The following is a 26,022-nucleotide window of genomic DNA, read 5'->3' on the forward strand; positions in this document are numbered from 1 at the left end:
TCCGAGGNCGCCTGCATGCGNCCGAGCCGAGGTGATGGGCCGGCCGGGCCACAGCGCGCTAACAGGAACTCGCGATGGTGACTTGCCTCGGCGGGGAGAGCGATGCCGCCCAGGTTGGGCGAGCCCGCTAGACCTTCATGACAAAGGGATCCTGAATCTCGTCGCTGGTCTCACACCACACGCTTTTGGTCTGCAGAAATTGGTCCACCGATTCCATCCCGTTGACGCGGCCGATACCACTATCCTTATAGCCGCCAAAGGGCGAATTGAACGCCAATGCCCGATAGGTGTTGACCCAAACCGTCCCTGCCTGCAATCGCTTGGCCATCGAATGCGCGCGACTGAGATTCTGCGTCCATACGCCCGCGGCCAAACCGAATTTCGTGCTGTTGGCCAAAGCCACGACCTCGTCATCGTCATGAAAAGGCGTGACAGCCAGCACGGGCCCAAAGACCTCTTCCTGCATGATCGGGTTATTCGCGCTCAGGCGATGCAAAATGGTGGGCTCGAAAAAGTAACCTCCCTCCAGCCCCGCCACGGACGTGCGCCGGCCACCATGCAGGGCCTCGGCGCCGGCCTGCAAAGCACTGGCTACCATCGTTTCATTTTTCTGTAGCTGCGCCGCCGTCGCGGCCGGACCCATTTGGGTATCGGCAGCCAGGGGATCGCCCAGGCGAATCTGCTTGACACGCTGCACCAGGCGGTCCAGGACCTGCTCATAGATGCTGTCATGCACATAGGCGCGCGACCCCGCAATGCAAGTCTGCCCCGCGGCCGCAAAAATGCCGGCCAACAGCCCGACGACCGCGTTATCGATCAAGGCATCGCCAAACACGATATTCGGGCTTTTTCCGCCCAGCTCCAGCGTGCAACTGGCCAGGCGCGCGCCAGCGCGAGACGCGATGTGACGTCCCGCTGCATCGCTGCCCGTAAAACAAATCTTGGCGACATCCTCATGGTCGACAAGCGCCGCACCGGCCTCGCGTGCGCCTGTCACCACATTGATCACCCCCGGCGGTATGCCTGCCTCTCCAGCCAACCGGGCCAACTCAAACGCCGAGGCCGACGTCACCTCCGACGGCTTCAACACGATGGTGTTGCCCGCGGCTAAAGCAGGTGCGCAACTCATGATGGTCAGAAACGTCGGCGAATTCCACGGCACGATCACCCCCACCACACCCAGGGGTTCGCGCAACGTGTAATTCAGCACACTGGCGCGCTCCAGCGGAATGACACGGCCTTCGATCTTGTCGGCCAGGCCGCCAAAGTAATACAGCCATTCTTTCACCACCGTCGCCTGCGCCTTCATCTCGGCCAGCAGCTTGCCGTTCTGTGCCGACTCCATGCGCGCGATCGCGTCGGCCTGACCGGCGATCTTGTCACCCCACGCCATCAGCAAACGTCCGCGCCGCGTCGCCGACAGTTTTCCCCACGGGCCTTCCAGTGCCTCGCGGGCCGCCTGTACCGCTGCGTTGACGTCTTCGCTGCCAGACTCGGCAAACGTGCCCCACTCCTGGCCATTCGCGGGATTGATGCTGGTAAACGTGCGCCCGCTTTGCGAAGGGATCTGTTGCCCTGCAATGAAATTCGTAAAAGACGCGAGCTGGGATTGCTGTGTTTGCATGTCAGTTGTCTCTCGAAAAGGGTTGGAAACGTCGGGGGCGCCACGCGTGCGGAAACAAAACCACCGGCTGCTTAATCTGGAACGATACCAGCAAGGCATTTTCACCACCTGACGTGTTGTTTGGGAATGGTGACTTGCCTTGTCGTGCGGGCGCTCCTTTTACAGCTTGCCGGAGATTCCCGCTTCTTGGATGATCTTGGTCCAGCGCGCCTCTTCTTGTTTCACATATTCTCCCAACGCGTCAGGTGAGCCCACATTAGCGACCAACCCTTCGAGCGCTAACGCTGCCTGAAAATCTTTGTTGTCGGAGACCTTCTTGATGGCGGCATTCAATTGATCGACAACGGTCTTGGGCGTGCTTTGCGGAACAAATACGCCGTACCAGCTATCGACAAAGTAACCTGGCTCGCCCGACTCCGCGACGGTCGGCACACCAGGATAGGATGGCGAACGATCTTTGCTCGTCACCGCCAGCGCGCGCAATTGTTCGTTCTTGACGTGGCCGCTGACACTTGCCGATGTCGAGAAGATCATGTCAATCTGCCGCCCCATCAAATCGTTGATCGCTGGGCCCGCTCCTTTATACGGCACGTGCAGAATGTCGACTTTGCCCAGGCTTTTGAAAAGCTCACCCGCCAAGTGCGCGGAGGTGCCATTTCCGTAGGACCCGAACGTCAGTTTGCCTGGATTGGCGCGAGCATAAGCCAGAATATCCTGCACGCTCTTGAACTTGGACTGGGGCGACACCACCAGGACGTTGGCCGATTTTCCGATCATCGCCACCGGCGCAAACGCCTTGTCCGTGTCGTAGGGCAATGTCTTTTGGATGGCAGGATTCACCGCGTGGGCAAATGTCGCCATCAGCAAAGTATAGCCATCTGGCGGGCTATTCGCGACATTTTCCGTGCCGATGATAGTGCTGCCCCCGGGCCTGTTCTCGACGATAACGGACTGACCCAACTCGTCCGTCAAACCCTTGGCCAGTTGACGAGCGACGATGTCGGTACCCCCTCCTGGCGTGAACGGCACCACAATACGCAAAGGTCGTTCCGGGAAGGCAGCTTGCGCCAGGGGGGCCACCATGGCGGCGACTGTCAATAGGGCAGCGGCAAGGCTTCGAACTCGTCGCGCCGAAGTTTGGTCGGTTTTCATGCGTTGTCTCCTGATTATTTTGCGCCGTTTGATCGCAGCGCATAAGAAAAGTGTAGGAATGACAGGACGGCCTGCCACCCTGGCAATTTCACCTGACGGAATTAGTCTGCTGCCTGTTTGAGAACCGCGATGCCGTCGGCAGCGCATACGCCTTGCCCCAGGGGCTTGACGAACAAGGGATTAATCTCCGCCTCGATCAGTTGGGCCTGCAATGCCTGTGCCATATGGGCAAAGGCAAGCACAGCCTCGATCAGTGCCGGGACGTCGGCGGGCTCGCGGCCGCGATAACCATTGAGCAAAGGCCAGGTTTTCAAGCGCTGTAATGCCGCCCTGACCTGCCCCGCTGTCAGCGCCACGCCGGCCTCCGGCAGTAGCAGCAGCGTGGTATCACGAACCAATTCAGCGACCACGCCTCCCATGCCCAACAAAATCGCGGTTCCCAGCGGGTCCTTGTGGACACCCACGATCACTTCGGCAGCTCCGGTCACCATTTCCTGTACGAGAAAGGCAGTGGGCGAGTGACCCGTATGTCGCTGCACATCAGCAGCCATCTGTCGCAATCGCGGTATGACGTCCTGCGGCGCAACATTGACAGCCACACCGCCAACGTCGCTCTTGTGAGTGATCTCGCTAGACAACAGCTTCAACACGACGCGAGACCCAAACCGTTTCGCAGCCTCGGCGGCCTGCTCTTCGGAGTGCACAACGATTTCCCTAACACCCGGCACGCCAAACCTGGCGAAAAGCGTCTTGGCCTGAACTTCGTCCAGCGAGCCGTGCTCGGCACAAATCAGAGGCGCCTGCGCCGCGGACGTGACAGGATCCGGTTCAGGCAATGACTGGCGTGTATGGACCTGCCACATGGCCGACAAGGCAGCGCTGACGCTCTCCGGTGAGTAAAACGCGGGAATGCCGTAGCGGCTGAGCACCTCGGCCGCCTGAGGCGCGTGCGGACTAATGTAGGCCATCAGCGGCTTACCGCTCAGCGCGAGTGAATCCTTCAACGCACCGGCCATCAACTCCGGCTGTGCGACTGCGGACGACCCCACGATGACCACCATCGCATCGTACTGATCGCTCTCCAACACAATACGGATCGCGCTACGCAATAAGTCTGGCTGCAAGCCCGCCAGCGTCACATCGATTGGGTTTCGATCCAGTGCGGCATGGTCGCCCGTTTGCAGCGCCCGCAATGCCTCACCGGTACGCGTATCAGGCGCAGGCAATTCGAAACCCGCCACACCTAGGCAATCGGCCACCAACGTACCTGCACCTCCCGTAGATGTCAGGATCGCCATCCGGCGCCCGCCAAGCTCACGCTCATTGGCCAGGGCGACAGGAATATCCAGCAAATCGGAAAACGTCTGCGCTCGAATAATCCCTGTTTCTTCGAATAGCGCGTCATACATGCCGTCGGAACCCGCCAGCGCGCCCGTATGCGACACGGCGGCCTGGGCGCCAGACTCTGACCGGCCGATTTTGAACGCGACAATCGGTTTGCCCAAACGGGCGGCCTTGCGTGCTGCGGCGCGGAACGTACTCGGATTGCGGATGCTCTCGACATAGAGCGCAATCACGCGGGTTGCGGGGTCGTCAGCCAGCGCATCGATAAAATCAGCCAGATCCAAATCGACTTCGTTGCTGGTGGATATCAGCTTGGAGAACCCGACGCCGCGCGCCGCCGCCCGCGACAACAGCGCACCCAGAATTCCACCACTTTGAGACACCAGCCCAATGGCGCCGCTCACAAACTGATCCACCTCCAACGCACCACTGGCTGACAGCGTGATTCGGTCCGTCAGGTTGACCAAACCAATCGTATTGGGTCCCAGTATTCGCATGCTGCCGGCCGCTGCGCGCAACTCGCGCTGTCTGCGAACGCCGTCTTCGCCAATCTCTGAGTAGCCACTTGCAAGAACAATAGCGGCACCGGTACCGATAGCGGCCAGCTCGCGAATGGCTTGCTGCGTGCGCTCTGCGCTCAACAGCACAATGGCCACGTCCGGCGCTTCTGGTAAGGCACCCACTTCAGGGTAGCAAGGCAGGCCATCGATCTCAGTTGCCCTGGGGTTAACGGGATAGATCCGCCCTTGGAAACCGTGCTTACGCAAGTAAGCAATCGGCCGCCCTGACGTCTTTGCCGGATCAGCCGAGGCCCCAACGACCGCCACACTGCGAGGCTGCAGCAATTTTTGCAGGCCGCTCATTTGGATTCCTTTTTTGCCTGGGCCATCTTCGCCAGGAATGCCGTCACAGACTCACGATGCTCGCTGCTGGTGTAGCAGATGCCCTGCGCCTGGCTACCCATGGCAAAGACCTGATCCGCCGTCAGTTCAGAACTCTGGTCAAGAATTGATTTGCTCAATGCAAGGGCCGTAGCTGAACCTTGCGCAAGTTCATTGGCCCAACTTTGTGCGGCGTTTAGCTCATCACCAGCGACCGCAAGCCGATCAGCAATACCCAGCTTGAGCGCTTCCTCGGCTTGCACTTTCCGGCCGGAATAGATCAATTCCTTGGCCCGGGCAAGGCCGACTCGGCGCGGCAGGAAATACATGCCGCCGCCATCGGGAATCAGGCCTCGGGCGATGTAGCTCCAAGTGAACGTTGCATTCTCGGATGCCACGATGAAATCGCAGCTCAATGCAGTGTCTGCACCTAGTCCGGCAGCAGCACCGTTTACCGCCGCAATCGTCGGCTTGGGCATGCGATACAGCAGGCTGACGGCATGATGCACGCGCTGTTGTCGAGACCAGCCATTAAACGCCACCTCACCTGTCGGCGCATCCATGCGGCGCTGCATCCCAGCAATGTCGCCACCGGCGCAGAATCCCTTTCCCTCGCCGGTCAACACCAGGGCCTTGACAGCACGATCCTGCGCAACGGCCTCCAACGCGTGGATCAACTCGGCACGCATCGGGTCGCTGATCGCGTTGCGCTTTTCCGGCCGGTTCAGCGTCAGTGTCGCCACTCCTTCTTGCGTTTGAAGCTTAATGAATTCGTAGTCCGCCATTTCTAGGCTCCGCCTCCGTGAGTTTGCCAGCCACAATCGTTACGTTTCTTGTGCTGGATATGACGACACAGTAAGCGTTACAGTGTGCGCAAACATCACCCCATTTCCATAGAATGGAATTGCATGAAAACCGTCCGCCAATCCAAACATCCGCCCGACGACGCTCGCCAACGCTTCGATGGCGTCAGCCAGAATCGCTCGCTAGAGCGTGGTCTGGAGATCCTTCGTGCCTTCAAGCCGGGCACTGATCTGCTGGGAAATGGAGACATTGCGGAACGCACCGGGCTGGCGGCGGCTACGGTCAGCCGCCTTACGCAAACGCTAGTCGTCAGCGGCTTTCTGGAACACGATCGCCGAGCTCGCGCATATCGGCTTGCTGCGCCGGTGCTCAGCCTCGGCCACGCAATGCGTGCGGCGTCCCCTATTCTGAAAGGCGCCACACCACTGATGCGTGACGCATCCAACAAGCTTCGCGTGAATGTTGGTCTGGCCAGCGCAGACCGCAGTGAAATGGTGTATCTGGAATCTATCCGCTACAACGTCAGAGCTTCCCTACGCACCATCGTCGCTGGCCAGCGTGTCCCTATCGAACTCACCTCGCTTGGGCGCGCCTATCTGGCTACGCTAGACGCGGCAGCCCGCAGCGTGTTGCTGGGTGGAATAATGCGCGGCTATCGCAGCGCGTCTTGGAAGCCGATTCGCGCAGAGATTGAAAGGGCGATCGAAAAAATCGCCTCTGTTGGCTATTGCCAAGCATCCTGGCAACCAGGAGTCATTGCGTTGTCCACGCCGCTAGAAACCCCTGGTGGGCAGCCGCTAGCGCTGAATTTAAGCCTTATTACAGCCGAAACCGCCTCATCCATTGAGCGGCAGTATGCGCCGACGCTCTTAGACCTGAAGAAGAGAATCGGCCATGAGCTTAGCCGCCAGGAACTGGCCGGATTAATCCCTTGATCTGACAGGCTGATATACGTTGATGCGGCGTAGCGCTATTGAGACGTCCCTGTCCGGTGCCATGGCCGCGTTGGCCTGTTTGAGGATCGGGCAGTCCCGCGCAGCGGGACCTCGGCCCGTGCTTATGGGCCGAGCCGAGCCGATCTGGCCANCGTGGCCATACCACCGGACAGGGACTCACAGCAGTAGCTTGCCCTCGATGCCGAATGCCCATGGTCAAGTCCAGTAAGGCATGACCATGACAAGTCAACGTGGCAGCACCAGTGTGAATGGGAAGATAACGCGAGCCGAGGTCCGTCGTGTGTAGGCGGCGCCGGCNTNNTNNGANACGGGCAGCCCCGCGCAGCGGGGCCGAGGCCCCTGGTTGGGCCGAGCCGTTTCGATTACGCCGGCGCCGCCTACACACGACGGACCTCGGTGCATTAAGAACCAACACCCTCTACGACTTAGCCATCCCCCGCATACAAGCAAGATAAGCCTGATCAATGCGCCCCCACAGCGCATTCCCACGATCCGCGCCAACCTTCTCAAGCGAGCGCTTTAACCGCAGCAAATTCCCACGACGCTGCCGATCAGAGACACCGCCCTCTGTACCGCGGTCGAAATCGATAAGCCAAACTTGCCCCTGCGGATCAAGCAGAACATTAAAAGCGTTCAAATCCGCGTGCCAGACACCCTGGCGGTGCATCGCGGCGATCGCAGTCGCCACAGGCTCCCAGACGGGCTCCTCCAAGAGATGAGCTAGCGGGCGGACATCAGGAATGCGTTCAACGATGATTGCGGCCCGATATGTCAGGCCCTCGCGCCAATAAGCCGCCGCGAGCGGCGTCGGGACCTTTAGGCCCCTTGCTCGCATCGACGCCAGCAAACGGTACTCGCGGAAACTGCGGGTGCGGGACTCGCCTTGCCACAAATAGGCGTCCCGGCTGACGCGAGCGGCCAGGCCGCCGCGCCGGTAGCCACGTAACACGCCTTGCCAGCCCTCACCGTCGACAAACCAGGCGGCCTGGCGGCCACCCGCATCGACGGGGCGGGCTCGGTCACCGTAACTGGCGGGATCAAGTAAATGCGGATCAGGGGGGCCCAGGCGCGGGTCACACAGCATCGCGCCTGTGGACGGTGCGTTTTGCCACGCCAGGCGTTGGGCACCGGACGCATCTTGATCGTGTTCAATCGTCACGATTGCGCATCCAGTCGGCCACGCCATAAAACGCCTCGAGCAGACGATCGACTAGTTCGGGCGAAAATCCCTCGTCTTGCATCGCGCGTCCCATGCAGGCCACCCACTGGTCTCGCTCGACCCGGCCGATAGAGAATGGCAAATGACGTGCTCGCAGCTTGGGATGGCCGTACTGCTCTATGTAGTAATTGGGACCGCCAAAATAACCGCACAGGAACAGGAATAGCTTGTCGCGGGCCGAGTCCAGGCTGGGGCCATGGACGCCCCGCAAAATAACGAAATCGGCCTCCATGTCCATCAAATCGTAAAAACGATCGACCAGAGACCGAATCGCGGGCTCGCCGCCCAGCGTTTCAAATAGCGTAACGGAGGTCTCGAGCGTCTCGGCCTTCGGTTGAACACGACTGGCAGTCATCAGATTTCTCGCAGAGCCGGCACAAGGCAATAGTCCCACCGGCAACAATTCAGAACAGGATAGATCTCCATCAGGCCTCTCTCAGCGTCAATAGGGGCGGCGTACGCAGCACGCCGCGCAGGGCCAAGGCGGCACCGCCCCAAGCGGCCAGCATGCCGACACCGATACCGACCAGCCAGGGCCAGAGGCTCAGCGTGATCTGGAAATCAAACACATAGACAGAGAGCGCCCAACCGATGGCGCTGGCCCCGGCGGCCGCCAGCAGGCCCGCAAGGCCGCCCACGGCCAGCACTTCCAGTCGTTGGGTACGCGCCAATTGGCGACGTGTGGCGCCCAGCGAGCGCAAGACGGCAGCCTCGCGGATACGTTCGTCGCGGGTAGCGGTCAGTGCTGCCGCCAGGACCAGGATGCCCGCCGCGAGCGTAAAGATGAATAGCACTTGTACCGCGGTAATCACTTGATCCAGCACAGACTGCAGCTGATTCAGGATGGATCCCACGTCGAACACGGTCAGGTTCGGGAACTGCCGGACGAGCTCGCGTGGCAGCGTGGCCTGCTCGGGTGGCAAATGAAAGGACGTGATCCAGCTTTGTGGCATACCCTCGAGCGCCGAGGGTGACAGCACGGCGAAGAAATTCACTTGCATGGAATCCCAGTCCACGCTGCGCGTGCTCGCCACGGTGACCTCGACCTGCTGGCCGGCAATATCGAAGGTCAGCACATCCCCCACCGCCAAGTGCAAAGACTCCGCCAGACCCGACTCCAGCGACACCTCGGGGGCATCCGGATTCAGCCAGCGGCCCTGCTCGATCTGATTCGCGGCGGGCAGATTTTCCCCGTATGAAAGATTGAATTCGCGGTCGACGAGCCGTTTCGCACGCGGGTCTTCGTAGTCGTCGGGGCCGATCGGGCGACCATCGACAGCTATCAGGCGCCCACGGATCATCGGCCAGAGCGTCACGTTATTTAAGTCATGTGCGCTGAGAAAATCCTGCACCGCCTGGCGCTGATCCGGTTGGATGTTGATCAGAAATCGATTGGGCGCATCCGGGGGCAAGGTGCGTTGCCAGCCTGCGACCAAGTCGGTACGCGTCATGGTCAACAGCAACAGGGCCATCAAGCCGATCGCCAGTGCGCAGACTTGGGTGATCGTTGCCGCGCGTCGCCGCACGACCCCCGCCAGTGCGAAACGCAGGGTAGGCATGCCCGTTACCAGGCCGCGCAGCCGCGCCAGGCCCAGGACACAAAGCCAGGCGACCAGCGCAAAGGCGCCAAACGCCCCCAGGAAACCACCGGCCACCACGGCACCCAAGCGGACATCACCGGCAAACCACGCGATCAGTAAAGCGAACCCCACGGCCCCCAAGGCATAACCGATAGCACTGCGCGCCCGCACCATGTCGGCATCGCGACGCAGTACTCGTGCCGGCGGGACGTGGCGCAACTGCGCCAGCGCGGGCCACGCAAAGCCCAGCAACAGCAATACGCCCGTCACCAGGCCCTGCAAGGCAGGTATCGCCGACGGCGCGGGCAGTTGGGTATCAATCAGATTGCCCAGCGCCAGCACCAGGCCCTGATGCACGGCAAATCCCAGCAGACCGCCCACGGCCGACGCGAACAGGCCGACCAACGTGAACTCCAGCAGCAACATGCGCGTCACCTGCTGCTGAACCGCCCCCAGGCAGCGCATGATCGCGATGCCATCACGATGACGCGTCATAAAACGCCCCGCCGCCAGCGCGACGGCCACCGCGGAAATCAGTACCGCCAGCAAGGCCACCAGAGACAAAAACCGCTGCGCGCGGTCCATCGTGCGCTGGACTTCGGGGCGACCGGACGCCACGGTTGCCAATTTTTGTCCGCGTTGCAGATGCTCGTTCAACCACTGGGAATACGATGTCACCGCGTCGGGCTCGCCCGCCGCCAATAGGGCATAACCGATGCGACTGCCCGTCGCGATCAGGCCAGTGGCGGGCAAGTCGTCGGCGCGCATCATCACGCGCGGCGCCACGTTCACGAACTGCATGCCCCGGTCGGGCTCATAGGTAATGACACGCGTCACCCGCAACCGGCTATCGCCCAGGCCGATCGTGTCACCTACCTCAATGCCCAAGAGCGCCAGCAACTGGGCATCCGCCCAGACCGTTCCCGCCGCCGGGATATCGCGCGTGTCGGCGCCCCCGGTATAGGGGTCGTCGGCGACCTTCAGGCTGCCGCGCAGCGGATAGCCCGGCTCCACCGCTTTGAGCGAGACCAATTGTGCGGCATCGCCGACGCTGGCCATCGACGGAAACTGCCAGGTGCGGGACACCTCCAGCCCCCGTTCGCGCGCGGCGTCGAAAAAATCCGCCGCAATGGGTTCGTCCGCATCCAACAGCAGATCCGCACCTAACATCTGGCCGGCGTCGCGCTCCAGCGCCCGGCCAACCCGGTCCGCCAGGAATCCTACGCTGGTGACCGCGGCCACCGCAACCACCAGCGCCAGCACCAGCAGGCGCAGCTCACCCGCGCGCGTGTCGCGCATCATCATGCGGGCGCCCTGGCGTAATGTGGCCAAAAAACCGGGACCGCGCCGACGGGAAACGCGCTCGGTGGACGGCAAAGAAGAGGAGGAGTCAGGGAAATCCATCATTTCGCAATGGTAACCAATCGGCGTTTCAATGGCCGATTGTCAGGTGAATGCCGCTATGATGCGCGCTGGGCGTAACATGCGACCGAGAATATTAGATCTCATTAACACAAGGAGAAGACACCATGCGCAAGACTTGGCTTGCCGCCACGATTTTTGCTGCCTGCGCCGCTACCGCTGCGCTGCCCGCCGTTGCTCAAACCCCTCTGAAAATGGCCTACGCCCTGTCGACCTCGTCCCATTATGGGGCAGGCGCCGACGCGTTTGCCAAGTCTATCGAAACGGCCACCAACGGCCAGTACAAAGTCGAACAGTTCGCCAACAGCGCGCTGGGCGGCGAACGTGAGGTCATCGAAGGCCTGCAAATCGGCACCATCGACATGGCCATCGTCTCGACTGGCGCCACGTTGAACTTCGTACCAGAGACCGGGGTATTCGACATTCCCTTCCTGCTGCGCGATCTGGACCATGCCCGCAAGGTGCTCGACAGCAAGATTGGTCAAGACATGCTCGCCAAATTTCCCGACCGCGGCATCGTAGCCCTGGCCTGGGGCGAACAAGGGTTTCGCCACTTGACCAACAACGTACGCCCGGTAAAGACCCCGGCGGACGCCAAGGGCCTGAAGATCCGCACCACCGAAAACCCGATCCATATCGCGGCTTTCCGCGCGATCGGCATCCTGCCCACCCCCATGGCCTGGCCCGAAGTCGCCACCGCCTTGCAACAAGGCACGATCGATGGCCAGGAAAACCCGCTGTCGGTGATTACCTCGGCCAAGCTGTCGCAGATCCAGAAACACCTGTCGCTGACCGGCCACGTCTACGGCCCCGCGCTGGTACTCATGTCAGCCAGCGTCTACGACGGCCTGTCTGACGAAGACAAAGCCAAGTTCAAAGCAGCTGGCAAGGCCTCGGCCCAAGCCATGCGCGATTACGTCGACGACATCGAAAAAACAGGTGTTGCACAACTGCGCAAGGAAGGCATGGAAGTCACCACTGACGTCGACCGCCCCGCTTTCGCGGCCCTTGTGGAAACGGTCTACCCCGAGTACTACAAAAAGTTCGACAAAAAGCTGATCGACGCGATCCGCGATACGAAATAATCTGTCCCCCCGGCATGGCGAGATTGTCATCACGACATCTGCGCCATGCCTGCTTCACTTTGTTTCCCTCACGTCCGCATTCGGAATTCACCATGCGTATGCTTCGCCTTGCCGAAAGCACCTTATTCAAGGTGGTATCGGTCCTCGCCCAAATTCTGCTCGTCGGCGCCGCACTGGCCGCTTTCTATCAAGTCATCGCCCGATTCGTGCTGCAGTCGCCCGCCGACTGGAGCGAAGTCCTGACGCGCGCCTTGCTGATCTGGACCGTGTTCCTGGGTATCTCGCTGGCCTTTCGCCGTGGCGCGATGATCAGCGTGGAACTCCTGCACAACCTGCTGCAGGGCCCCCGGCGACGCCTGCTGGAACACGTCATCGCGATCGTCTGCGTGGTCTTTCTGGTGTTCCTTGCCTGGGTCGGCGGTCAGATGACCTATCGCGTTCGCTTTCAGAACGTACCCAGCCTCAACATCCCGATCTCCTGGATTTATGTGTCGATCCCGATCGGCTGCACGCTCGCGGCGATCGCGGTATTGACGCGCTGGTTGCTCGGCGCCGACGAACCGGCCCCCGTGCGCAACGACGCGCAAGGCTGATCTTCCTCATTCCTCTATTGCACAGTATCCGGGCCTTCTGCCATGTCCCAATTAATGCTCCTTACGATGCTGATCTTCTTCGGGCTATCCGTACCCGTCGCGATCGCCATCGGCTTGGCCAGCGCTACCGGCGTCTCCATCGCCGGCCTGCCCTGGCTGGTTATCGCCCAGCAACTCTACGCCGCGCTCGATAAATACCCGCTCGTTGCCGTACCGTTCTTTATCCTGGCGGGCAACCTCATGGAGGCCGGCGGCATCTCGGAACGCATGGTCGAATTCGCCAAAAGCGTCGTAGGCGGCATTCAGGGCGGCCTGGCCTGCACCTGCGTGTTGACCTGCATGATTTTCGCGGCGGTCGCGGGCTCGAGCGTCGCCACGACCTTTGCGGTGGGCGCCATCCTGATCCCCGCCATGGTGCGCCACGGCTACCCCGCGCCGTTTGCGGCCTCGCTGCAAGCCAGTGCCGCCGAGCTCGGCGTCATCATCCCGCCATCGGTACCGATGATCCTGTTTGCCGTCTCGACCGACACCTCCACCGGCGAACTCTTCATTGCCGGTATCTTGCCCGGTGCCCTGATCGGCATCGCCCTGATGGTGTACGTCTGGCTCTACGCCAAGCGCAATGGACTGGGCAAGCGCGACGGAGAAGACCGCCTGCCGCTCTGGCCCTCATTCAAGCGCGCCTGGCTGGCGCTACTGATGCCCGTCATCATTCTGGGCGGGATCTACGGCGGGATCTTTACCCCCACCGAAGCCTCGGTCGTCGCGGTCATGTACGCGATCCTCGTCGGCAAATTCGTCTATGGCCGACTGAGCTTTCGCACACTGTCGCAGACCCTGCACCGCTCGGTGATCTCGACCTCGGTGATCATGTTCATTATCGCCAACGCCGGCGTATTCAGCTTTCTGCTCAACCGCGCGGGCGTGCCTAACGCACTGGGGACCTGGCTAGGACAGATCTTTCACGACGAGACGATGTTCCTGCTGGGTGTCAACGCCTGCCTTTTCATCATTGGCATGTTCATCGAAACCTCGGCTTCGGTCGTGGTGCTGGCGCCCTTGCTGCTGCCCGTTGCCATCCAGTTCGGCATCGATCCCGTGCACTTCGGCATCATCATGGTGGTCAACCTGGCGTTGGGCATGATTACGCCACCCTTTGGCGTCAACTTGTTCGCCGCATGCGCGGTGGCCAAGGTACCACTGGAACGCTTGATCAAACCCTTGATACCATTCGTATTGGTCGTCATTGCCTGCCTGATGGTAATCACGTATTGGCCAGGTCTATCGCTGGGGCTGCGGGATCTGGTCTACGCCAAATAGCCCGCTTGTGTTGCCTGTACGATGACTGTTCCGTTCCCCATCCGCCAAGAGTGCCCCCCCGGGGCCTGTATTTGCGATCGTGACAAATTGCTCGAGGCGCCTGGCGGGGACATTCGTATCCTGAAACTGACGCGCGACGAGGAAAAAAAACTCGTCGCGCGCCTGGAAAACCTCAGCAGCCTGGATGATCTACGGCACATGCAAGACCGCATGCACGCCTTGCTGGGGATTTCACTCACCGTCGCGCCCGGTCCGAACGAGGTCCGCACGGTGCGCGGCCTGCAAATCGAGATCGCCAATCAGCCGGGCCTGTGCAACAAGACCCGGCAGACGATTCCCGCGGCGATACGGCGCGGGTTGGACCGGAACCCCGAAATCGTTTTTGCGCTGCTGGATTCCTATGACTTGCTGGGTGGCAACTAGGCCCGCCCCTCAATCCACGCGAATATTCACGGACGACACCACCTTGGCCCACCGGTCAATTTCGCTCGCGATGAAATCCCGCAGCTCGGCCGGCGTACTCTGAGTCGGCATCGCGCCTTCTTTTTCAAAATGCGCGCGCAACGCGGGCGACGCCATCGCCTTATTGACCGCCGCATTCAGCGTCTCGACGACCGTCTGCGGCGTTCCTGTGGGCGCCATCAATGCATTCCAGGTATTGATATCAAAGCCCTTAAAGCCATCGAGCTCCCCCAACGCCGGCACATCGGGCAACTGGGATGAACGCTCAGGCGTCGTCACCGCCAATGCCGTTAGATTATTGGCCCTGACCTGCGAGATCGCGCCGGGCAACGTGGCAAAGCTGAACTGTGCCTCGCCCGACATCACCGCCGTATTCGCCATCGCCCCGCCCCGATAAGGCACATGGACCAAATCCAGATCGGCTTGCTGCGCAAACATCGCGCCCGCCAAATGCACAGGCGAACCGTTACCGCTTGACGAATAGTTCAGTTGACCCGGCTTGGATTTTGCCAACGCGACCAGATCATCGACGCTCTTGACCGACAACGTCGGGTTTGCAATCAACAACAGCGGAATCGATGCCACCATCGCGACAGGCTCAAACCCTTTTATCGGGTCGTAGCCCAGCGTTCGCTTGTACAAAGAGGGATTAATCCCATGGCTGGCGACGGTCGCCATAAACAACGTATAGCCATCAGGCGTAGAACCCTGTACATATGACGCGGCGATATTTCCCGCTGCGCCCGGCTTGTTTTCAATGATGACCGATTGCTTGAGTTCCTTGCCCAACTGCTCGCCCAGCACGCGGGCCAGGATATCGGTCGTGCCGCCCGCTGCATAACCCACCACAATGCGAATGGGCTGATCGGGATAGGCCGCCTGCGCCACCGGCAGCTGGGCGACCACGCCCGCCAACGCTATCGTCGCGATGGCGATCCCCTTTCTGGAAATTCCTCTCATGGTTGTCTCCGAATGTCTTTTTATGAATGTTGAACAGGTCTGACCGATAACGCGACAGCCTGGGGACTTACGTGCCGGTAAAATCTGGTTTACGTTTTTCGGCAAAAGCCTTGCGCCCCTCGCGATAGTCGTTACTCTCGAAGCACGCCATGACCAGTTGCTTCATCGCCTGCGTATCGACTTCCGCGCCTAATTGCTGCATCTGGCGAATCATTTTTTTGCCGGCAAACAGGGTCAGAGGAGCATTGACCGAGATCTGAGAGACATAGTCCTGAACCGACTGGTCCAGCTCGCTGGCCGGCGTCACGTGATGCAGCAAGCCGCGCGCTTGCGCCTCATCGGCGGTGTAGCGCGCCGCTGTCAGGAAAATCTCCAGTGCGCGCGCGGGGCCGACAACCGTCACCAGATTACGAATCGCGGTCATTCGATAACCCAAGCCCAGCTTGCCCGCCGGAATGGCAAAAGTGCTGTCGTCGGACGCGATACGCAGATCGCAACACAATGCAATATTCAGGCCACCGCCGATGCAGTATCCCTTGATACGCGCGATGGTGGGTTTGTCGTAATCGTAGAGCGCCAACTGCGCGGTTTCCGCGACCTTTTCGTAGGCCTGCACCGCCTCTTCGCCCGAGCGCAGCTTGTCGAACTGCGAAATATTGGCGCCACTCACAAACGCGCGTTCGCCGGCTCCCGTCAACACCACGACACGTATTTCGGGATCTTCCTTCAGGGCCTGCAAGGTTTGTGGAATCGCATCCCACATGTCGTAGGACACCGCATTGTGGCGTCCCGGGTCATTGAACGTAATCCAACCCGCCGCCCCGCGTTTTTCGACAATCAGATTTTCCGTGATGCGGCCTTGCAAAATGCGCTGCGTGCTCATGAGTGTTTTTCCCTGATCGATGATCTGCGCCCCATGTCACGCGACACTCGGCGAAAGAACGTTATAAAAACTATTCAGATTTCGTCGCGGCGTCTTGCAATAGCGCGCGCCGGCGTTGCATACCATTTGAAAGATGCTCACGCATCGCGGCGCGTGCAGCGTCACTGTCACGCGCCACGATCGCATCAAAAATGCGATGATGCTCCGCCTCGATCTGCGCCACGCGATCCGTGCCGGCGCTGGCGTACCGCAACGTGCGTACCGCATCACCAATGGCCCGGCCAAATAGCGACAGCAAACGAACAAAGTACGGATTATTCGTCGCCTGACAAACGACCATATGAAAATCCAGAGCGCGATCGGCACCATGGCGCCAATCCGCACCGGCCGCATCCACGCGCAACAAAGCCTGTCGCAACGTCTCCAACTGGGCCTCCGTGCGCTGCTGCGCCGCCAGTGCCGCCGCGCCCGCCTCGATCTCCACGCGCAATTGGTACACCTGCTCCAGGGCGTCGGCGTGGAGCAAATCGGCCGGCAAAATCTCGAAATTGTGCGGCCCCGGTTCCGACGCGACAAAACTTCCCACCCCGCGCTTGGTCTCGATATAGCCGGACAGTTTCAGGCGGGCAATCGCCTCGCGCACCACGTTACGGCTCACGCCGAACGATTGAGAAAGCTCCAGCTCAGTCGGCAAACGTTGGCCAGGTTCAAAAGCCTGGCTGACGATTTTTTGACGTATCTGCTGCGCAATCTCGTCGGGCAAGTTGTCGGGCCTGTTCAGGCTATCGAACAAAGCAGATTCAAATGCAGGTTTGGGATTGGCCATGACAGTCCTGGAAAAGCCGCGAGTCGAACGTCGCGTACGGGGGGCCTGATGGTGTCACACGGCACCCGCGGCGCGCAAACGATCGCACGCTGCCGCATCCAGACCTAGCCAGTTCAAAATTTCGTCCGAATGCGCCCCCGTTTCCGGGGCCGCGTGCACCGGCGGCCGTTCAACGCCGTCAAACACCACAGGTGGCGCCATGATGTCGATATCGCCGCGCTGCGGATGGGCCACCCGTCGCGTCATCGCCAGATGCCGCACCTGCTCGTTTTCGAACGCGGCGTCCATCGACAAGATCGGCCCGCACGGCACGCCGGCGGCATTCAGGCGCTCAATCCATTGCGCGCTCGTACCGGTCATCGTGCGTGCAATGATCTCCCGATTGAGATCAGCGCGATTCTCGACGCGCAGGCCCGCCGATGCGAAACGCGGATCGTCATTGATTTCCGGCATGCCCAGCACATCGCATAACCGCGCGAACATACTGGATCCCATGGCCGCGATGTTGATATAACCATCGGACGTTGGATACACGCCCGTGGGCGAACTAGTGGGATGATCATTGCCCGACTGGCCAGGCACCTCGCCATCGATCAACCAGCGCGTTGCCTGAAAATCCATCATCCAGACCTGGGCCTGCAATAGCGACGTATGCAACCACCGTCCCTGTCCCGTGCGCTCCCGATCCAGCAACGCCATCAGGATACCGATGGCGGCGAACAGGCCCGCACTCAGATCCGCAATGGGAATCCCGGCCCGCATCGGGCCCCGCCCCGCTTCCCCCGTCACCGACATCAGTCCGCTCAAGCCCTGGGCAATCTGATCCAGACCGGGTCGATCCGCATAGGGCCCGTCCTGGCCAAACCCCGAAATGCTGGCATAAACCAAACCCGGATTGATCTGACGCAGGGACTCATAATCAATACCCAGCTTGCGTTTGACCGACGGACGATAGTTTTCCACCACCACGTCCGCCCGCTTGACCAGTTCCAGGAAGATCGCCTTGCCCTCCGGGTGCTTCAGATTCAACGTCAGGCTGCGCTTATTGCGATGTGTATTCTGATAATCACTGAATTTCGCCGCGCCGCCCGGCTTGTCGTCCTTAACCTCGCTCGGCTCTTCGATCTTGATGACATTCGCCCCCCAGTCCGCAAACTGGCGCACCGCCGTCGGACCAGAACGAACGCGGGACAAATCAAGCACGGTAAAGCGATCCAGCGGGGCAAAAATCATGACTGTTGTCTCGATTGTTATTTGTAGGATGTTGGACATCCTACTTATATCGATCGTGGCTTTACATCATGGAAAACCCTAAATAACCACCGCCCGTCGGTATAAAACATCGACGGGCGGTGGCCATACCGGACGAACAAACAAAACCAAAACCTAACCGTGCCCGCCGAGATACGCCTCGGCCAACTCGTCATTTGCCGCGATCTCCTCTGCCGTGCCCTGCGCCACGACGCGACCACTTTCCATGACATAAGCGCGATCTGCCAACGCGAGCGCCAGGCCCGCCATTTGATCCACCAGCAAAATGGTCATGTTCTCGTCGCGCAGGCGATCCAGCGCCGCGAACAACTCGGCGATGATTTTCGGTGCCAGGCCCAGTGACGGCTCGTCCAGCAGCAGCACACGAGGACGACTCATCAGGCCGCGCGCGACGGCCAGCATTTGCTGCTCTCCCCCGGACAGCAGACCCGCACGCTGATGCAGTCGCTCGCGCAGTCGCGGAAAACGTTGCAGCATGGTTTCCACGCGGGCTTCGCGATCCGTGGGATCCAGAAACGCGCCCAGGCGAATGTTATCCAACACCGAAAGCTCCGGGAACACCTGTCGGCCTTCAGGCACCAGGACCAGACCCAGGCCGACAATATCCTCGGCGGCACGACCCTCCAATTGATGACCATCGATATGCATCGCGCCCGACTGACTATGATGCAAGCCGGCCAACGTACGCATCAAGGTCGACTTGCCGGCGCCATTGGCGCCTAGCAGCGCCACCATTTCACCGGCACGCACCTGCAGGCTAATGCCATGCAATACCGGCTCCGCACCATACCCCGCCACCAGACGATCAACCCCCAGCAATTCCGGACCGGGCGTGCGCGAGTGGTCCGATTCGCTCACGCGGGCATCGAGCGACTCGCCCAGATAGGCCTGCTTGACCGCCGGATCATTTTGTACCTCGGCAGGCGTTCCCACCGCCAAACGCTTGCCCGCGTCCAGCACCACCAATTGATCCGAAATCGACATCACCAGGGCCATGTCATGCTCGACCAAGGCAACGCCCACGCCCGACTCCGCAATGCGGCGCAACAGCGCGGCGAGTTGATCTTTGTCTTCGCGTGACAAACCTGCCGCGGGTTCGTCCAGCAGCAGCACATCGGGATCCGTGGCCAGCGCACGCGCGATTTCGACCAAGCGACGATCCACGTGCGCCAGCGCGGCCGCGCTGATCTGAGACGAGCCCTGATACCCACAAAAGGCCAAGAGCGCCCGCGCGCGCTGACGAGCCGCATCCCCGCGAAAACGACGCGCGGCAAACAAGCCCCCCAATCGGCCTCGGCTCATCGCCAGCGCCACGTTGTCCTCGACACTGAGCGTGCCGAATAATTGCGAGGTCTGATAAGTGCGTGCAACACCCTTGCGGGCAATACGAAACGCGGACAAGCCCGTCAGCGCATCATTCCCGAGTATCACCTTGCCGTCCGACGGACGATAAAAACCACTCAACATATTCAATGCCGTGGTCTTGCCCGCGCCGTTCGGGCCGATCAAACTCGTCACGGCACCATTGGGTACCCGCATCTCCAGTTCACTGACGGCACGCACGCCGCCAAAGGTGATCCCCAAATCGTGTGCGGCCAACACCGCTCGCGCACGCCGTGGCAAGGTCAGCGAACCCTGAACGGCCTTCTCGCGCACGGGTTCGATCGACGTCTGAAATTTGCCGTAAACCTGCCGCCACAATCCGACCAAACCATCGGGTGCGACCCATAGCACCAACAGCAACATCGCCCCAAAAAATAGCAGACGATAGCTTTCCAGCGAAGCGAGCAACTCGGGCAATACCCCGACGATCAAAGCGCCAACAAGCGGTCCCGCGATCGTACCTGCACCGCCGACAATCACCACGAGGACGAACAAGATCGACTGCATGAAGCTGAAGGTCTCGGCGGTCACAAAGCTGGACAACGGCGCAAACAACCCGCCCGCCAGACCTGCCGTGGCTGCCGACAAGGTAAACGCAATCACCTTGATCACCAGCGGATTCAATCCGATCGACTGCGCGGCGGTCTCGCTATCGTTGACGGCCCGCATCGCCGCCCCCCATGTCCCTCGCGACAAGAGGTGATATCCGATCAGCAGCACCACCACCGCCGCCACCGCCAATACCGTCACGGTTTGCTCCGGTCCCCAACTGGCTACCAGCAGCGGCGGCATGATGCCCATGATGCCGCTTTGCCCACCGGTCAGATCGGACATCTCTACAATGGCGTGCTGCACGATGAAGCTGAATGCAATGGTGACCATTGCCAGATAAGGTCCCTTGACCCGCAACGCGGGCAACGCCAGCACCGTCCCCAGCGCCGCCGCCAACACGGTGCCCGCCGCCCACGCCGACCAGAAATCCCAACCCGCCTTGGTCGTCAAGATCGCGACGGTATACGCACCAACGGCATAAAATCCCACATGCCCGAAAGACACTTGGCCGGTCAGCCCCAACAACACATTCAGGCCGATACCCACGATCGCAATCAAGGCAATATTGGCCAGCACGAACACGTAGTAACTATTGAGCGTAAACGCCAACATCAGCGTCAGCGCCGCAATCACCGCCCCCACCGCAAGAGATTTGAGTTTCATACCTTCTTGACCTCGGCCCGACCAAACAATCCATTGGGCCTGACGGCCAACACCACAATCACCAGTGCGAACGTAATAATCTGCGTATGCCCCGAACCCAGCGTGACGGTGATAAGCGCCTCGGCCATACCGAAAATCAGACCGGCGAACATCACGCCCCAGGCACTGGAAATCCCCCCCAAGATCGCGACTGCAAACGCCTTGAGGCCAAACAACGTACCCATATCGGCATTCACGTTAAACAGCGGTGCGATCAAGATGCCCGCCACGCCGGCAAACAACGTGGACAGCGCAAAGGCCCCCGCCACGGCACGCTTGATCGGAATCCCCATCAAGCGCGCCGCGTCACGGTTTTGCACCACGGCCAACAGCGCCGTGCCCCAGCGGGTACGCCGAGCCACCCCATGCAAGGCGGCCGCCAGCGCAAATCCAATAAACGGGATCAGCAATTGCAGCGGATAAACACCAAAACCCAGTCCAGCCACGTCAATGGGTGCCACGGCCAGGGGCGAAGGCAGGCTGCGCGGTTCCTTGCCAAAGGTATGCATCACCACGTTATCCAGCACAATGCCCAAGGCGACGGTAGACATCAGCCATGCGTTGGATCCGCGCGACGCAAACGGCCTGACCGCCAGAAACTCCACCAGCAGGCCATATAGCGCGCAGCACAGCAACGCCAGCACGATCGCGGGTGCCATGCCCCACCCTAGTGTCTGAGCAAAGGTAAAACACAGCACCGCCCCCAACATCATGGAGCTGCCCTGCGCAAAATTGACGGTTCCCGAAACCGAATAGGTCAGATGAAAACCCAGTGCCATCAGACCGTACATACTGCCCAGGCCCAGGCCACTGATTAGCGCCGCGACTAACTGCATTGCATGCTCCGCTAATGGCCTTAGTTCGCCTGCCCGACGGGCAGAATGCGGTTATCAATGAACTGTGCCCAGACATAGTCCTGCGCCGTCAGCGCGTCATGCACGTCAGGCGAGAACGGTTGCCGGTATTGCTTGATCAATCCGTCGTAGTGGCCGATCTTGTAAAAACCGTCGCGGATCGCCTCACCGTCGGTCGAGCCCGCCTGCTGAATCGCCAACGCGGTCAATTGCATCGCGTCATAGGCGTTCGCCACGCCAACGGCCGGGGTGATGTCCTCGGGTCCCTTGATATTGGGATATTTGGCCTTGAGCGCGGCCACGACCTTCTCACCCACGGGCGACTGTTTGCCAAAGAAGCTATAGGTCTGCACAAAATGCACGTCTTTGGCATTGGGACCTGCCAACTCCGTAAAGCGACCACCCGCGGGGCCCCAATGCGATACGACAGGCACCTTCCAGCCCATGCGGTCCAGCGACTTCACGACCTGGGCCGATGGGCCCACGTTGCCCACCATCAACAAGGTGTCAGCACCGGCGGCCCTCAGACGTGTCAACTGCGGTACCACGTCTACGTCACTACCCTCGAACTTCTCGCTGCCCACCGGCTTGATCCCCTTTGCGTCCAGCGCGGCAACCAGGCCCTTTTGGTTGGACTCGCCCCAGGGATTATTCACCATGATGAGGCCAAACTTCGCGCTATTGAAGGTCTTTTGCGCGTAGTCCACCATGCCGACATCGACGATCTCATCGACCGCCGATACGCGGAATACATAATTGGATTTGGCGCCGTTCTTCGTGATCGGCGTGCCCGCGGCCCAGGGACCGATGAATGGCATCTTGGCCTGATTGACCAGCGGGACAATCGCCAGCGAGACCGGTGTATCCAGCCCGCCAAAAATCGCCGCCACTTTTTCTTTGTAGATCAATTCACGCGCGGCGACCACGCCCTTGGCCGGGTTCGCCTCGTCGTCACGGCGCACCAGCTCCAGCTTGCGTCCCCCGAGCAAGCCACCCTGTGCATTGATTTCGTCGATCGCGATGATCATCCCTCGCGTGATGGCTTCCCCAGCTAGAGCCGACTGCCCGGACAACGCAGTAATCAAGCCGATCTTGATCGGCTCGGCGGCCTGAGCGCTTGCGCCCAATCCCACACAAAACAAAGCAAGGGAAGAGCAAACAAAAGTGCGACGAGAAAAGCGAGACATGGGGTGCTCCCAAAAGTGGTCGATGGCAAAGGCGCGAAAGCCGCCCTGCCCTCCACTCAAGCAAAACCCATGCCAATTAAAAATTTTGTTGCCATCCTGGCATGGTGTTTGCTTGTTCTCGTATGAGTTTTTGTCGTCAATCTCTGGGGTTCTATTGACGACAATCCAATGAATTCGTCAGGACAATAAGGCGTGGATGCCTATCGCATCACGCCTCGATGTCCATCACGATTTCAGTTTCTATGCACCACATCGGCGCAATCCGTGGGAGAAAACGATGCACGACGCACCAAACCCGAACATGCCCGTCAGCACGACTGACCCCGGCGCCCTGGTCGACGCCTACTTGATCACGCTCATGAAACCGGACCCCGACGGCGCGCGTCGCTATGTCAGTCCCGACCTGCGTATTCGTTTCACGGGTGGACGCGCCATGCGCGACCCCTCGGAGTGCACCGCCTTTAACAAGGCGCGCTATGCATGGGTAAAGAAGCGTTTTGAATCCACTGACGTCGTGGCCGGCGCCACCGACACACATGCCGTGGTCTACAACCGCGGCACGTTGTATGGAGAATGGCTCGACGGGACTCCTTTCGAAGGCAATCGCTACGTCGACCGCTATGTCGTCAACCATGGCCTGATCACAGAAATGGACGTCTGGAACGACAGCGCCGAATGGATGTTGGTCCGGGCAGGGCTCGCCACACAATGACGCGCCCAACACCACTGTCAATGCACACCCAGCGGTGAACACCGCGATACACAGATCCTCCTACTCACGATGAACAGCGTATCAACGACAGATACCCCATTCGGACCGCTCAACAGTCATGATCGCTTCGACTATTCCCCGATCCACGGCCGACCTGACTATGACTGGCCACAAGGCGCCCGATTAGCCGTCTATCTGGGATTCAATCTGGAACACTTCGCATTCGGCAGTGGCATGGGCGCGAAACTGGGAGCCAGTTTTGGTGAGCCCGATGTGCTGAACTATAGCTGGCGAGAGTACGGCAATCGTGTCGGCGCCTGGCGCTGCCTGGCGTTATTTGACAGCCTGCGCCTGCCCGCCGGGATCGTAGCCAATACGGCGATCCTCGATCACTGCCCCGAACTCATCCAGGCGTGCATCGCGCGCGGCGATGAACTGATCGCGCACGGGCACACCAACGCCGAACAGCAAGGCGCCTACTCCGAGGCCGTGGAACACGCGCTGCTGCGCCACTGCGCCGAACGCTTTGAACGCGTCGCCGGCGTACGCCCCGGCGGCTGGTTATCCCCCTGGATTGCCGAATCGCGCCTCACCTCGGATCTGCTCGCCGAAACCGGCTACCGCTATACCCTGAACTGGTGCCACGATGACCAGCCTACCCCACTACGCACCCGCAATGGATCCCCCCTCTGGTCAGTGCCCTACCCCCAGGAAGTCAACGACATCCCCATGATGGTGGCGCGCCACATGGATGCCAAGGACTTTGCCCAACTGATCATCGACAACTTTGATGAAATGCTTGAGCAATCGCGCCATCAGCCGCTCGTCATGGGCATTGCGTTGCACCCTTATCTCGTCGGACAGCCTTATCGCTTGCGGCATCTGCGCCGCGCCCTGGCCCACATCGCCGAGCACCGCGATCGCGGCGAGGTCTGGTTCACCACACCGGGTGCGATCTGCGCCCATGTCGATACGCTTAAATCAGGAATCACAAATGACAGCCGCTCCCGTTGAACTCGCCGTTTTGCCTTTTGAAGATACCGTCGGTGCCTGGGTACCGCATGGGCGCTTCGTCGTCCCACCTTCCGGTAACGGTCCGTTGGACGGCCTGAACTTTGCCGCCAAAGATCTGTTCGATGTGGCGGGCCAACGCACGGGCGCGGGCAATCCCGCCTGGCTCGATACCCACGACCCAGCCACCGAGCATTGCCCGCTCGTCGCCCAACTGCTGGCGGCTGGCGCACAGTTGTACGGCAAGACTGTGACCGACGAACTCGCCTACAGCATCCACGGCGAGAACATCCACTATGGCGCCCCACTCAACACTCGTGCTCCAGACCGCGTCACCGGCGGATCATCCAGCGGGTCTGCGGCCGCGGTCGCCGCCGGTCTGGTCGATTTCGCGCTGGGCACGGATACAGGCGGATCAACCCGCGTGCCCGGCAGCTACTGCGGATTGTGGGGCCTGCGTACCACGCACGGACGCCTCAGCGCCAAAGGGGTTGTTCCCCTTTCTCCGATGTTTGACACCATGACCTGGTTGGCCGCACACGCATCGGTATTCAAACGCGTCGGCCAGACTTTGCTGGCCGGCGCCGACACCCGCGCCTGGCGTGGCGCCGTCGTGCTGACCGATGCCTGCGCCCAGGCAGACACGGTATTCGCCCCGCTCATCGACAAGGTCGCTGACGCCCTGAAAGGCCGCTTTTCTCTGCCTGTCAGTCACACACTCTCGTCGGACACGCCCCTGGAAATCTGGCGGCAAACCTATATCACCCTGTCCGCCTACGATGCCTGGCAAACACATAAAGACTGGATCACCGGTACGCGCCCTGCCTTTAGCCCCGCCATCGAGGGGCGCTGGCAAGCCGCCGCCCGGATCAGCACGCACACGGCGCAGAAAGCGCAGGCCACGCAGGCCAGCCTGCGCCACCAAATTCGCGCGCTCCTGGGTGAGGATCGCATTGCCATCCTGCCCTCCGCCTCCAGCGCCGCGATTGCGCGTACGGCGGCGCCCAACACCGTCGACACGATCCGCACCAATACCTTTCGCATCACGTCGATCGCCGGCCTTGCAGGGCTACCGCAGGTCAACATCCCCTTCATCGATGTCAACGGTTTGCCCGCCGGCGTATCGCTGCTAGGTCCCGCCGGCAGCGACCTGGCGCTCATCAGCCTGGCCACCGAAATCGGTGTGCAACTCGGCGCCGTTGGCACCCAAGTCGAGTGAATTTTTTGAAACGAATCAA

General features: G+C 60.6%; 22 protein-coding genes. 8 read left to right on the forward strand and 14 right to left on the reverse strand.

Translation table 11 applies throughout. From position 1 onward, the window contains the following. Positions 1-127: 127 nt before the first annotated feature. From ACNAZS_RS23250 to ACNAZS_RS23265, 4 genes are all read right to left on the reverse strand, one after another. Positions 128-1,624 carry an aldehyde dehydrogenase gene (locus tag ACNAZS_RS23250; protein WP_415792903.1) on the reverse strand — a complete coding sequence of 499 codons (1,497 nt, stop codon included), beginning with the start codon at positions 1,622-1,624 and terminating at the stop codon, positions 128-130. 159 nt (positions 1,625-1,783) lie between these two features. Next, the gene (locus ACNAZS_RS23255) at positions 1,784-2,776 is read right to left on the reverse strand and encodes a tripartite tricarboxylate transporter substrate binding protein (protein ID WP_415792904.1); all 993 of its coding nucleotides are present in this window, start codon (positions 2,774-2,776) and stop codon (positions 1,784-1,786) included. Positions 2,777-2,877: 101 nt separating this feature from the next. Further along, positions 2,878-4,983, reverse strand: a complete 2,106-nt coding sequence (locus ACNAZS_RS23260; protein WP_415792905.1) for an acetate--CoA ligase family protein — start codon at positions 4,981-4,983, stop codon at positions 2,878-2,880. Further along, positions 4,980-5,786: an enoyl-CoA hydratase/isomerase family protein gene (locus ACNAZS_RS23265; protein ID WP_415792906.1), complete on the reverse strand. Its 807-nt coding sequence runs from the start codon at positions 5,784-5,786 to the stop codon at positions 4,980-4,982. Before ACNAZS_RS23265 ends, ACNAZS_RS23260 begins: the two co-directional genes overlap by 4 nt. A gap of 123 nt (positions 5,787-5,909) precedes the next feature. On the opposite strand from ACNAZS_RS23265, the gene ACNAZS_RS23270 reads away from it, so the two are divergent. Further along, positions 5,910-6,740, forward strand: coding sequence for an IclR family transcriptional regulator (locus ACNAZS_RS23270; protein ID WP_415792907.1), 831 nt, complete (start codon positions 5,910-5,912; stop codon positions 6,738-6,740). Between the two features lie 439 nt (positions 6,741-7,179). Here ACNAZS_RS23270 and ACNAZS_RS23275 read toward each other — a convergent pair whose 3' ends face one another. From ACNAZS_RS23275 to ACNAZS_RS23285, 3 genes are all read right to left on the reverse strand, one after another. Further along, entirely contained in the window at positions 7,180-7,914 is a 735-nt protein-coding gene (locus ACNAZS_RS23275) for a 3-deoxy-D-manno-octulosonic acid kinase (RefSeq protein WP_415792988.1), read from the reverse strand. Further along, the gene (locus ACNAZS_RS23280) at positions 7,910-8,335 is read right to left on the reverse strand and encodes a group II truncated hemoglobin (protein WP_415792908.1); all 426 of its coding nucleotides are present in this window, start codon (positions 8,333-8,335) and stop codon (positions 7,910-7,912) included. The genes ACNAZS_RS23275 and ACNAZS_RS23280 overlap by 5 nt, the downstream gene beginning before the upstream one ends. A 70-nt stretch (positions 8,336-8,405) precedes the next feature. Further along, positions 8,406-10,967 carry an ABC transporter permease gene (locus ACNAZS_RS23285; protein ID WP_415792909.1) on the reverse strand — a complete coding sequence of 854 codons (2,562 nt, stop codon included), beginning with the start codon at positions 10,965-10,967 and terminating at the stop codon, positions 8,406-8,408. A gap of 122 nt (positions 10,968-11,089) precedes the next feature. Here ACNAZS_RS23285 and ACNAZS_RS23290 point away from each other — a divergent pair, with 122 nt between their 5' ends. From ACNAZS_RS23290 to ACNAZS_RS23305, 4 genes are all read left to right on the forward strand, one after another. Further along, positions 11,090-12,067 carry a TRAP transporter substrate-binding protein gene (locus tag ACNAZS_RS23290; protein WP_415792910.1) on the forward strand — a complete coding sequence of 326 codons (978 nt, stop codon included), beginning with the start codon at positions 11,090-11,092 and terminating at the stop codon, positions 12,065-12,067. A gap of 92 nt (positions 12,068-12,159) precedes the next feature. Next, positions 12,160-12,660 carry a TRAP transporter small permease gene (locus ACNAZS_RS23295; RefSeq protein ID WP_415792912.1) on the forward strand — a complete coding sequence of 167 codons (501 nt, stop codon included), beginning with the start codon at positions 12,160-12,162 and terminating at the stop codon, positions 12,658-12,660. Between the two features lie 42 nt (positions 12,661-12,702). Continuing rightward, positions 12,703-13,980, forward strand: a complete 1,278-nt coding sequence (locus tag ACNAZS_RS23300; RefSeq protein WP_415792913.1) for a TRAP transporter large permease — start codon at positions 12,703-12,705, stop codon at positions 13,978-13,980. A 21-nt stretch (positions 13,981-14,001) separates the two neighbouring features. Next, positions 14,002-14,403, forward strand: coding sequence for a hypothetical protein (locus tag ACNAZS_RS23305; protein WP_415792914.1), 402 nt, complete (start codon positions 14,002-14,004; stop codon positions 14,401-14,403). A gap of 9 nt (positions 14,404-14,412) precedes the next feature. On the opposite strand, the gene ACNAZS_RS23310 is transcribed toward ACNAZS_RS23305, so the two are convergent. The 7 genes from ACNAZS_RS23310 to ACNAZS_RS23340 all read right to left on the reverse strand — a co-directional run bounded on the left by ACNAZS_RS23310 (position 14,413) and on the right by ACNAZS_RS23340 (position 23,061). Next, positions 14,413-15,402: a Bug family tripartite tricarboxylate transporter substrate binding protein gene (locus tag ACNAZS_RS23310; protein ID WP_415792916.1), complete on the reverse strand. Its 990-nt coding sequence runs from the start codon at positions 15,400-15,402 to the stop codon at positions 14,413-14,415. 67 nt (positions 15,403-15,469) lie between these two features. Next, positions 15,470-16,285, reverse strand: coding sequence for an enoyl-CoA hydratase (locus ACNAZS_RS23315; protein WP_415792918.1), 816 nt, complete (start codon positions 16,283-16,285; stop codon positions 15,470-15,472). Positions 16,286-16,355: 70 nt separating this feature from the next. After that, entirely contained in the window at positions 16,356-17,111 is a 756-nt protein-coding gene (locus ACNAZS_RS23320) for a FadR/GntR family transcriptional regulator (protein ID WP_415792919.1), read from the reverse strand. A 54-nt stretch (positions 17,112-17,165) separates the two neighbouring features. Then, positions 17,166-18,344 (reverse strand): CaiB/BaiF CoA transferase family protein, encoded by a 1,179-nt coding sequence (locus ACNAZS_RS23325; protein WP_415792920.1) that lies wholly within the window; start codon positions 18,342-18,344, stop codon positions 17,166-17,168. 153 nt (positions 18,345-18,497) lie between these two features. Continuing rightward, a complete protein-coding gene (locus ACNAZS_RS23330; RefSeq protein WP_415792921.1) occupies positions 18,498-20,981 on the reverse strand; it encodes a branched-chain amino acid ABC transporter ATP-binding protein/permease in 2,484 nt (827 codons plus the stop codon). Further along, the gene (locus ACNAZS_RS23335) at positions 20,978-21,856 is read right to left on the reverse strand and encodes a branched-chain amino acid ABC transporter permease (protein WP_415792922.1); all 879 of its coding nucleotides are present in this window, start codon (positions 21,854-21,856) and stop codon (positions 20,978-20,980) included. Before ACNAZS_RS23335 ends, ACNAZS_RS23330 begins: the two co-directional genes overlap by 4 nt. 20 nt (positions 21,857-21,876) lie before the next feature. Further along, positions 21,877-23,061, reverse strand: coding sequence for an ABC transporter substrate-binding protein (locus tag ACNAZS_RS23340; protein ID WP_415792923.1), 1,185 nt, complete (start codon positions 23,059-23,061; stop codon positions 21,877-21,879). A 277-nt stretch (positions 23,062-23,338) separates the two neighbouring features. Between ACNAZS_RS23340 and ACNAZS_RS23345 the strand changes: the two genes are divergently transcribed. From ACNAZS_RS23345 to ACNAZS_RS23355, 3 genes are all read left to right on the forward strand, one after another. Next, entirely contained in the window at positions 23,339-23,773 is a 435-nt protein-coding gene (locus tag ACNAZS_RS23345) for a nuclear transport factor 2-like protein (protein ID WP_415792924.1), read from the forward strand. 69 nt (positions 23,774-23,842) lie between these two features. Beyond that, positions 23,843-24,787, forward strand: a complete 945-nt coding sequence (locus tag ACNAZS_RS23350) for a polysaccharide deacetylase family protein (protein WP_415792925.1) — start codon at positions 23,843-23,845, stop codon at positions 24,785-24,787. After that, complete coding sequence (locus ACNAZS_RS23355; RefSeq protein WP_415792926.1) at positions 24,768-26,003, forward strand: amidase; 1,236 nt, start codon at positions 24,768-24,770, stop codon at positions 26,001-26,003. The genes ACNAZS_RS23350 and ACNAZS_RS23355 overlap by 20 nt, the downstream gene beginning before the upstream one ends. Positions 26,004-26,022: the final 19 nt, after the last annotated feature.

This window comes from Bordetella tumulicola (assembly GCF_965138755.1).
GTDB lineage: Bacteria > Pseudomonadota > Gammaproteobacteria > Burkholderiales > Burkholderiaceae_B > Bordetella_A > Bordetella_A tumulicola.

Excerpts from the sequence above, each read along its gene's own strand:
- ACNAZS_RS23250 (WP_415792903.1), bottom strand. The coding sequence starts at position 1,624 with ATGCAAACACAGCAATCCCAGCTCGCGTCTTTTACGAATTTCATTGCA.
- ACNAZS_RS23255 (WP_415792904.1), bottom strand. The coding sequence starts at position 2,776 with ATGAAAACCGACCAAACTTCGGCGCGACGAGTTCGAAGCCTTGCCGCT.
- ACNAZS_RS23260 (WP_415792905.1), bottom strand. The coding sequence starts at position 4,983 with ATGAGCGGCCTGCAAAAATTGCTGCAGCCTCGCAGTGTGGCGGTCGTT.
- ACNAZS_RS23265 (WP_415792906.1), bottom strand. The coding sequence starts at position 5,786 with ATGGCGGACTACGAATTCATTAAGCTTCAAACGCAAGAAGGAGTGGCG.
- ACNAZS_RS23270 (WP_415792907.1), top strand. The coding sequence starts at position 5,910 with ATGAAAACCGTCCGCCAATCCAAACATCCGCCCGACGACGCTCGCCAA.
- ACNAZS_RS23280 (WP_415792908.1), bottom strand. The coding sequence starts at position 8,335 with ATGACTGCCAGTCGTGTTCAACCGAAGGCCGAGACGCTCGAGACCTCC.
- ACNAZS_RS23285 (WP_415792909.1), bottom strand. The coding sequence starts at position 10,967 with ATGATGGATTTCCCTGACTCCTCCTCTTCTTTGCCGTCCACCGAGCGC.
- ACNAZS_RS23290 (WP_415792910.1), top strand. The coding sequence starts at position 11,090 with ATGCGCAAGACTTGGCTTGCCGCCACGATTTTTGCTGCCTGCGCCGCT.
- ACNAZS_RS23295 (WP_415792912.1), top strand. The coding sequence starts at position 12,160 with ATGCGTATGCTTCGCCTTGCCGAAAGCACCTTATTCAAGGTGGTATCG.
- ACNAZS_RS23300 (WP_415792913.1), top strand. The coding sequence starts at position 12,703 with ATGTCCCAATTAATGCTCCTTACGATGCTGATCTTCTTCGGGCTATCC.
- ACNAZS_RS23305 (WP_415792914.1), top strand. The coding sequence starts at position 14,002 with ATGACTGTTCCGTTCCCCATCCGCCAAGAGTGCCCCCCCGGGGCCTGT.
- ACNAZS_RS23310 (WP_415792916.1), bottom strand. The coding sequence starts at position 15,402 with ATGAGAGGAATTTCCAGAAAGGGGATCGCCATCGCGACGATAGCGTTG.
- ACNAZS_RS23315 (WP_415792918.1), bottom strand. The coding sequence starts at position 16,285 with ATGAGCACGCAGCGCATTTTGCAAGGCCGCATCACGGAAAATCTGATT.
- ACNAZS_RS23320 (WP_415792919.1), bottom strand. The coding sequence starts at position 17,111 with ATGGCCAATCCCAAACCTGCATTTGAATCTGCTTTGTTCGATAGCCTG.
- ACNAZS_RS23325 (WP_415792920.1), bottom strand. The coding sequence starts at position 18,344 with ATGATTTTTGCCCCGCTGGATCGCTTTACCGTGCTTGATTTGTCCCGC.
- ACNAZS_RS23330 (WP_415792921.1), bottom strand. The coding sequence starts at position 20,981 with ATGAAACTCAAATCTCTTGCGGTGGGGGCGGTGATTGCGGCGCTGACG.
- ACNAZS_RS23335 (WP_415792922.1), bottom strand. The coding sequence starts at position 21,856 with ATGCAGTTAGTCGCGGCGCTAATCAGTGGCCTGGGCCTGGGCAGTATG.
- ACNAZS_RS23340 (WP_415792923.1), bottom strand. The coding sequence starts at position 23,061 with ATGTCTCGCTTTTCTCGTCGCACTTTTGTTTGCTCTTCCCTTGCTTTG.
- ACNAZS_RS23345 (WP_415792924.1), top strand. The coding sequence starts at position 23,339 with ATGCACGACGCACCAAACCCGAACATGCCCGTCAGCACGACTGACCCC.
- ACNAZS_RS23350 (WP_415792925.1), top strand. The coding sequence starts at position 23,843 with ATGAACAGCGTATCAACGACAGATACCCCATTCGGACCGCTCAACAGT.
- ACNAZS_RS23355 (WP_415792926.1), top strand. The coding sequence starts at position 24,768 with ATGACAGCCGCTCCCGTTGAACTCGCCGTTTTGCCTTTTGAAGATACC.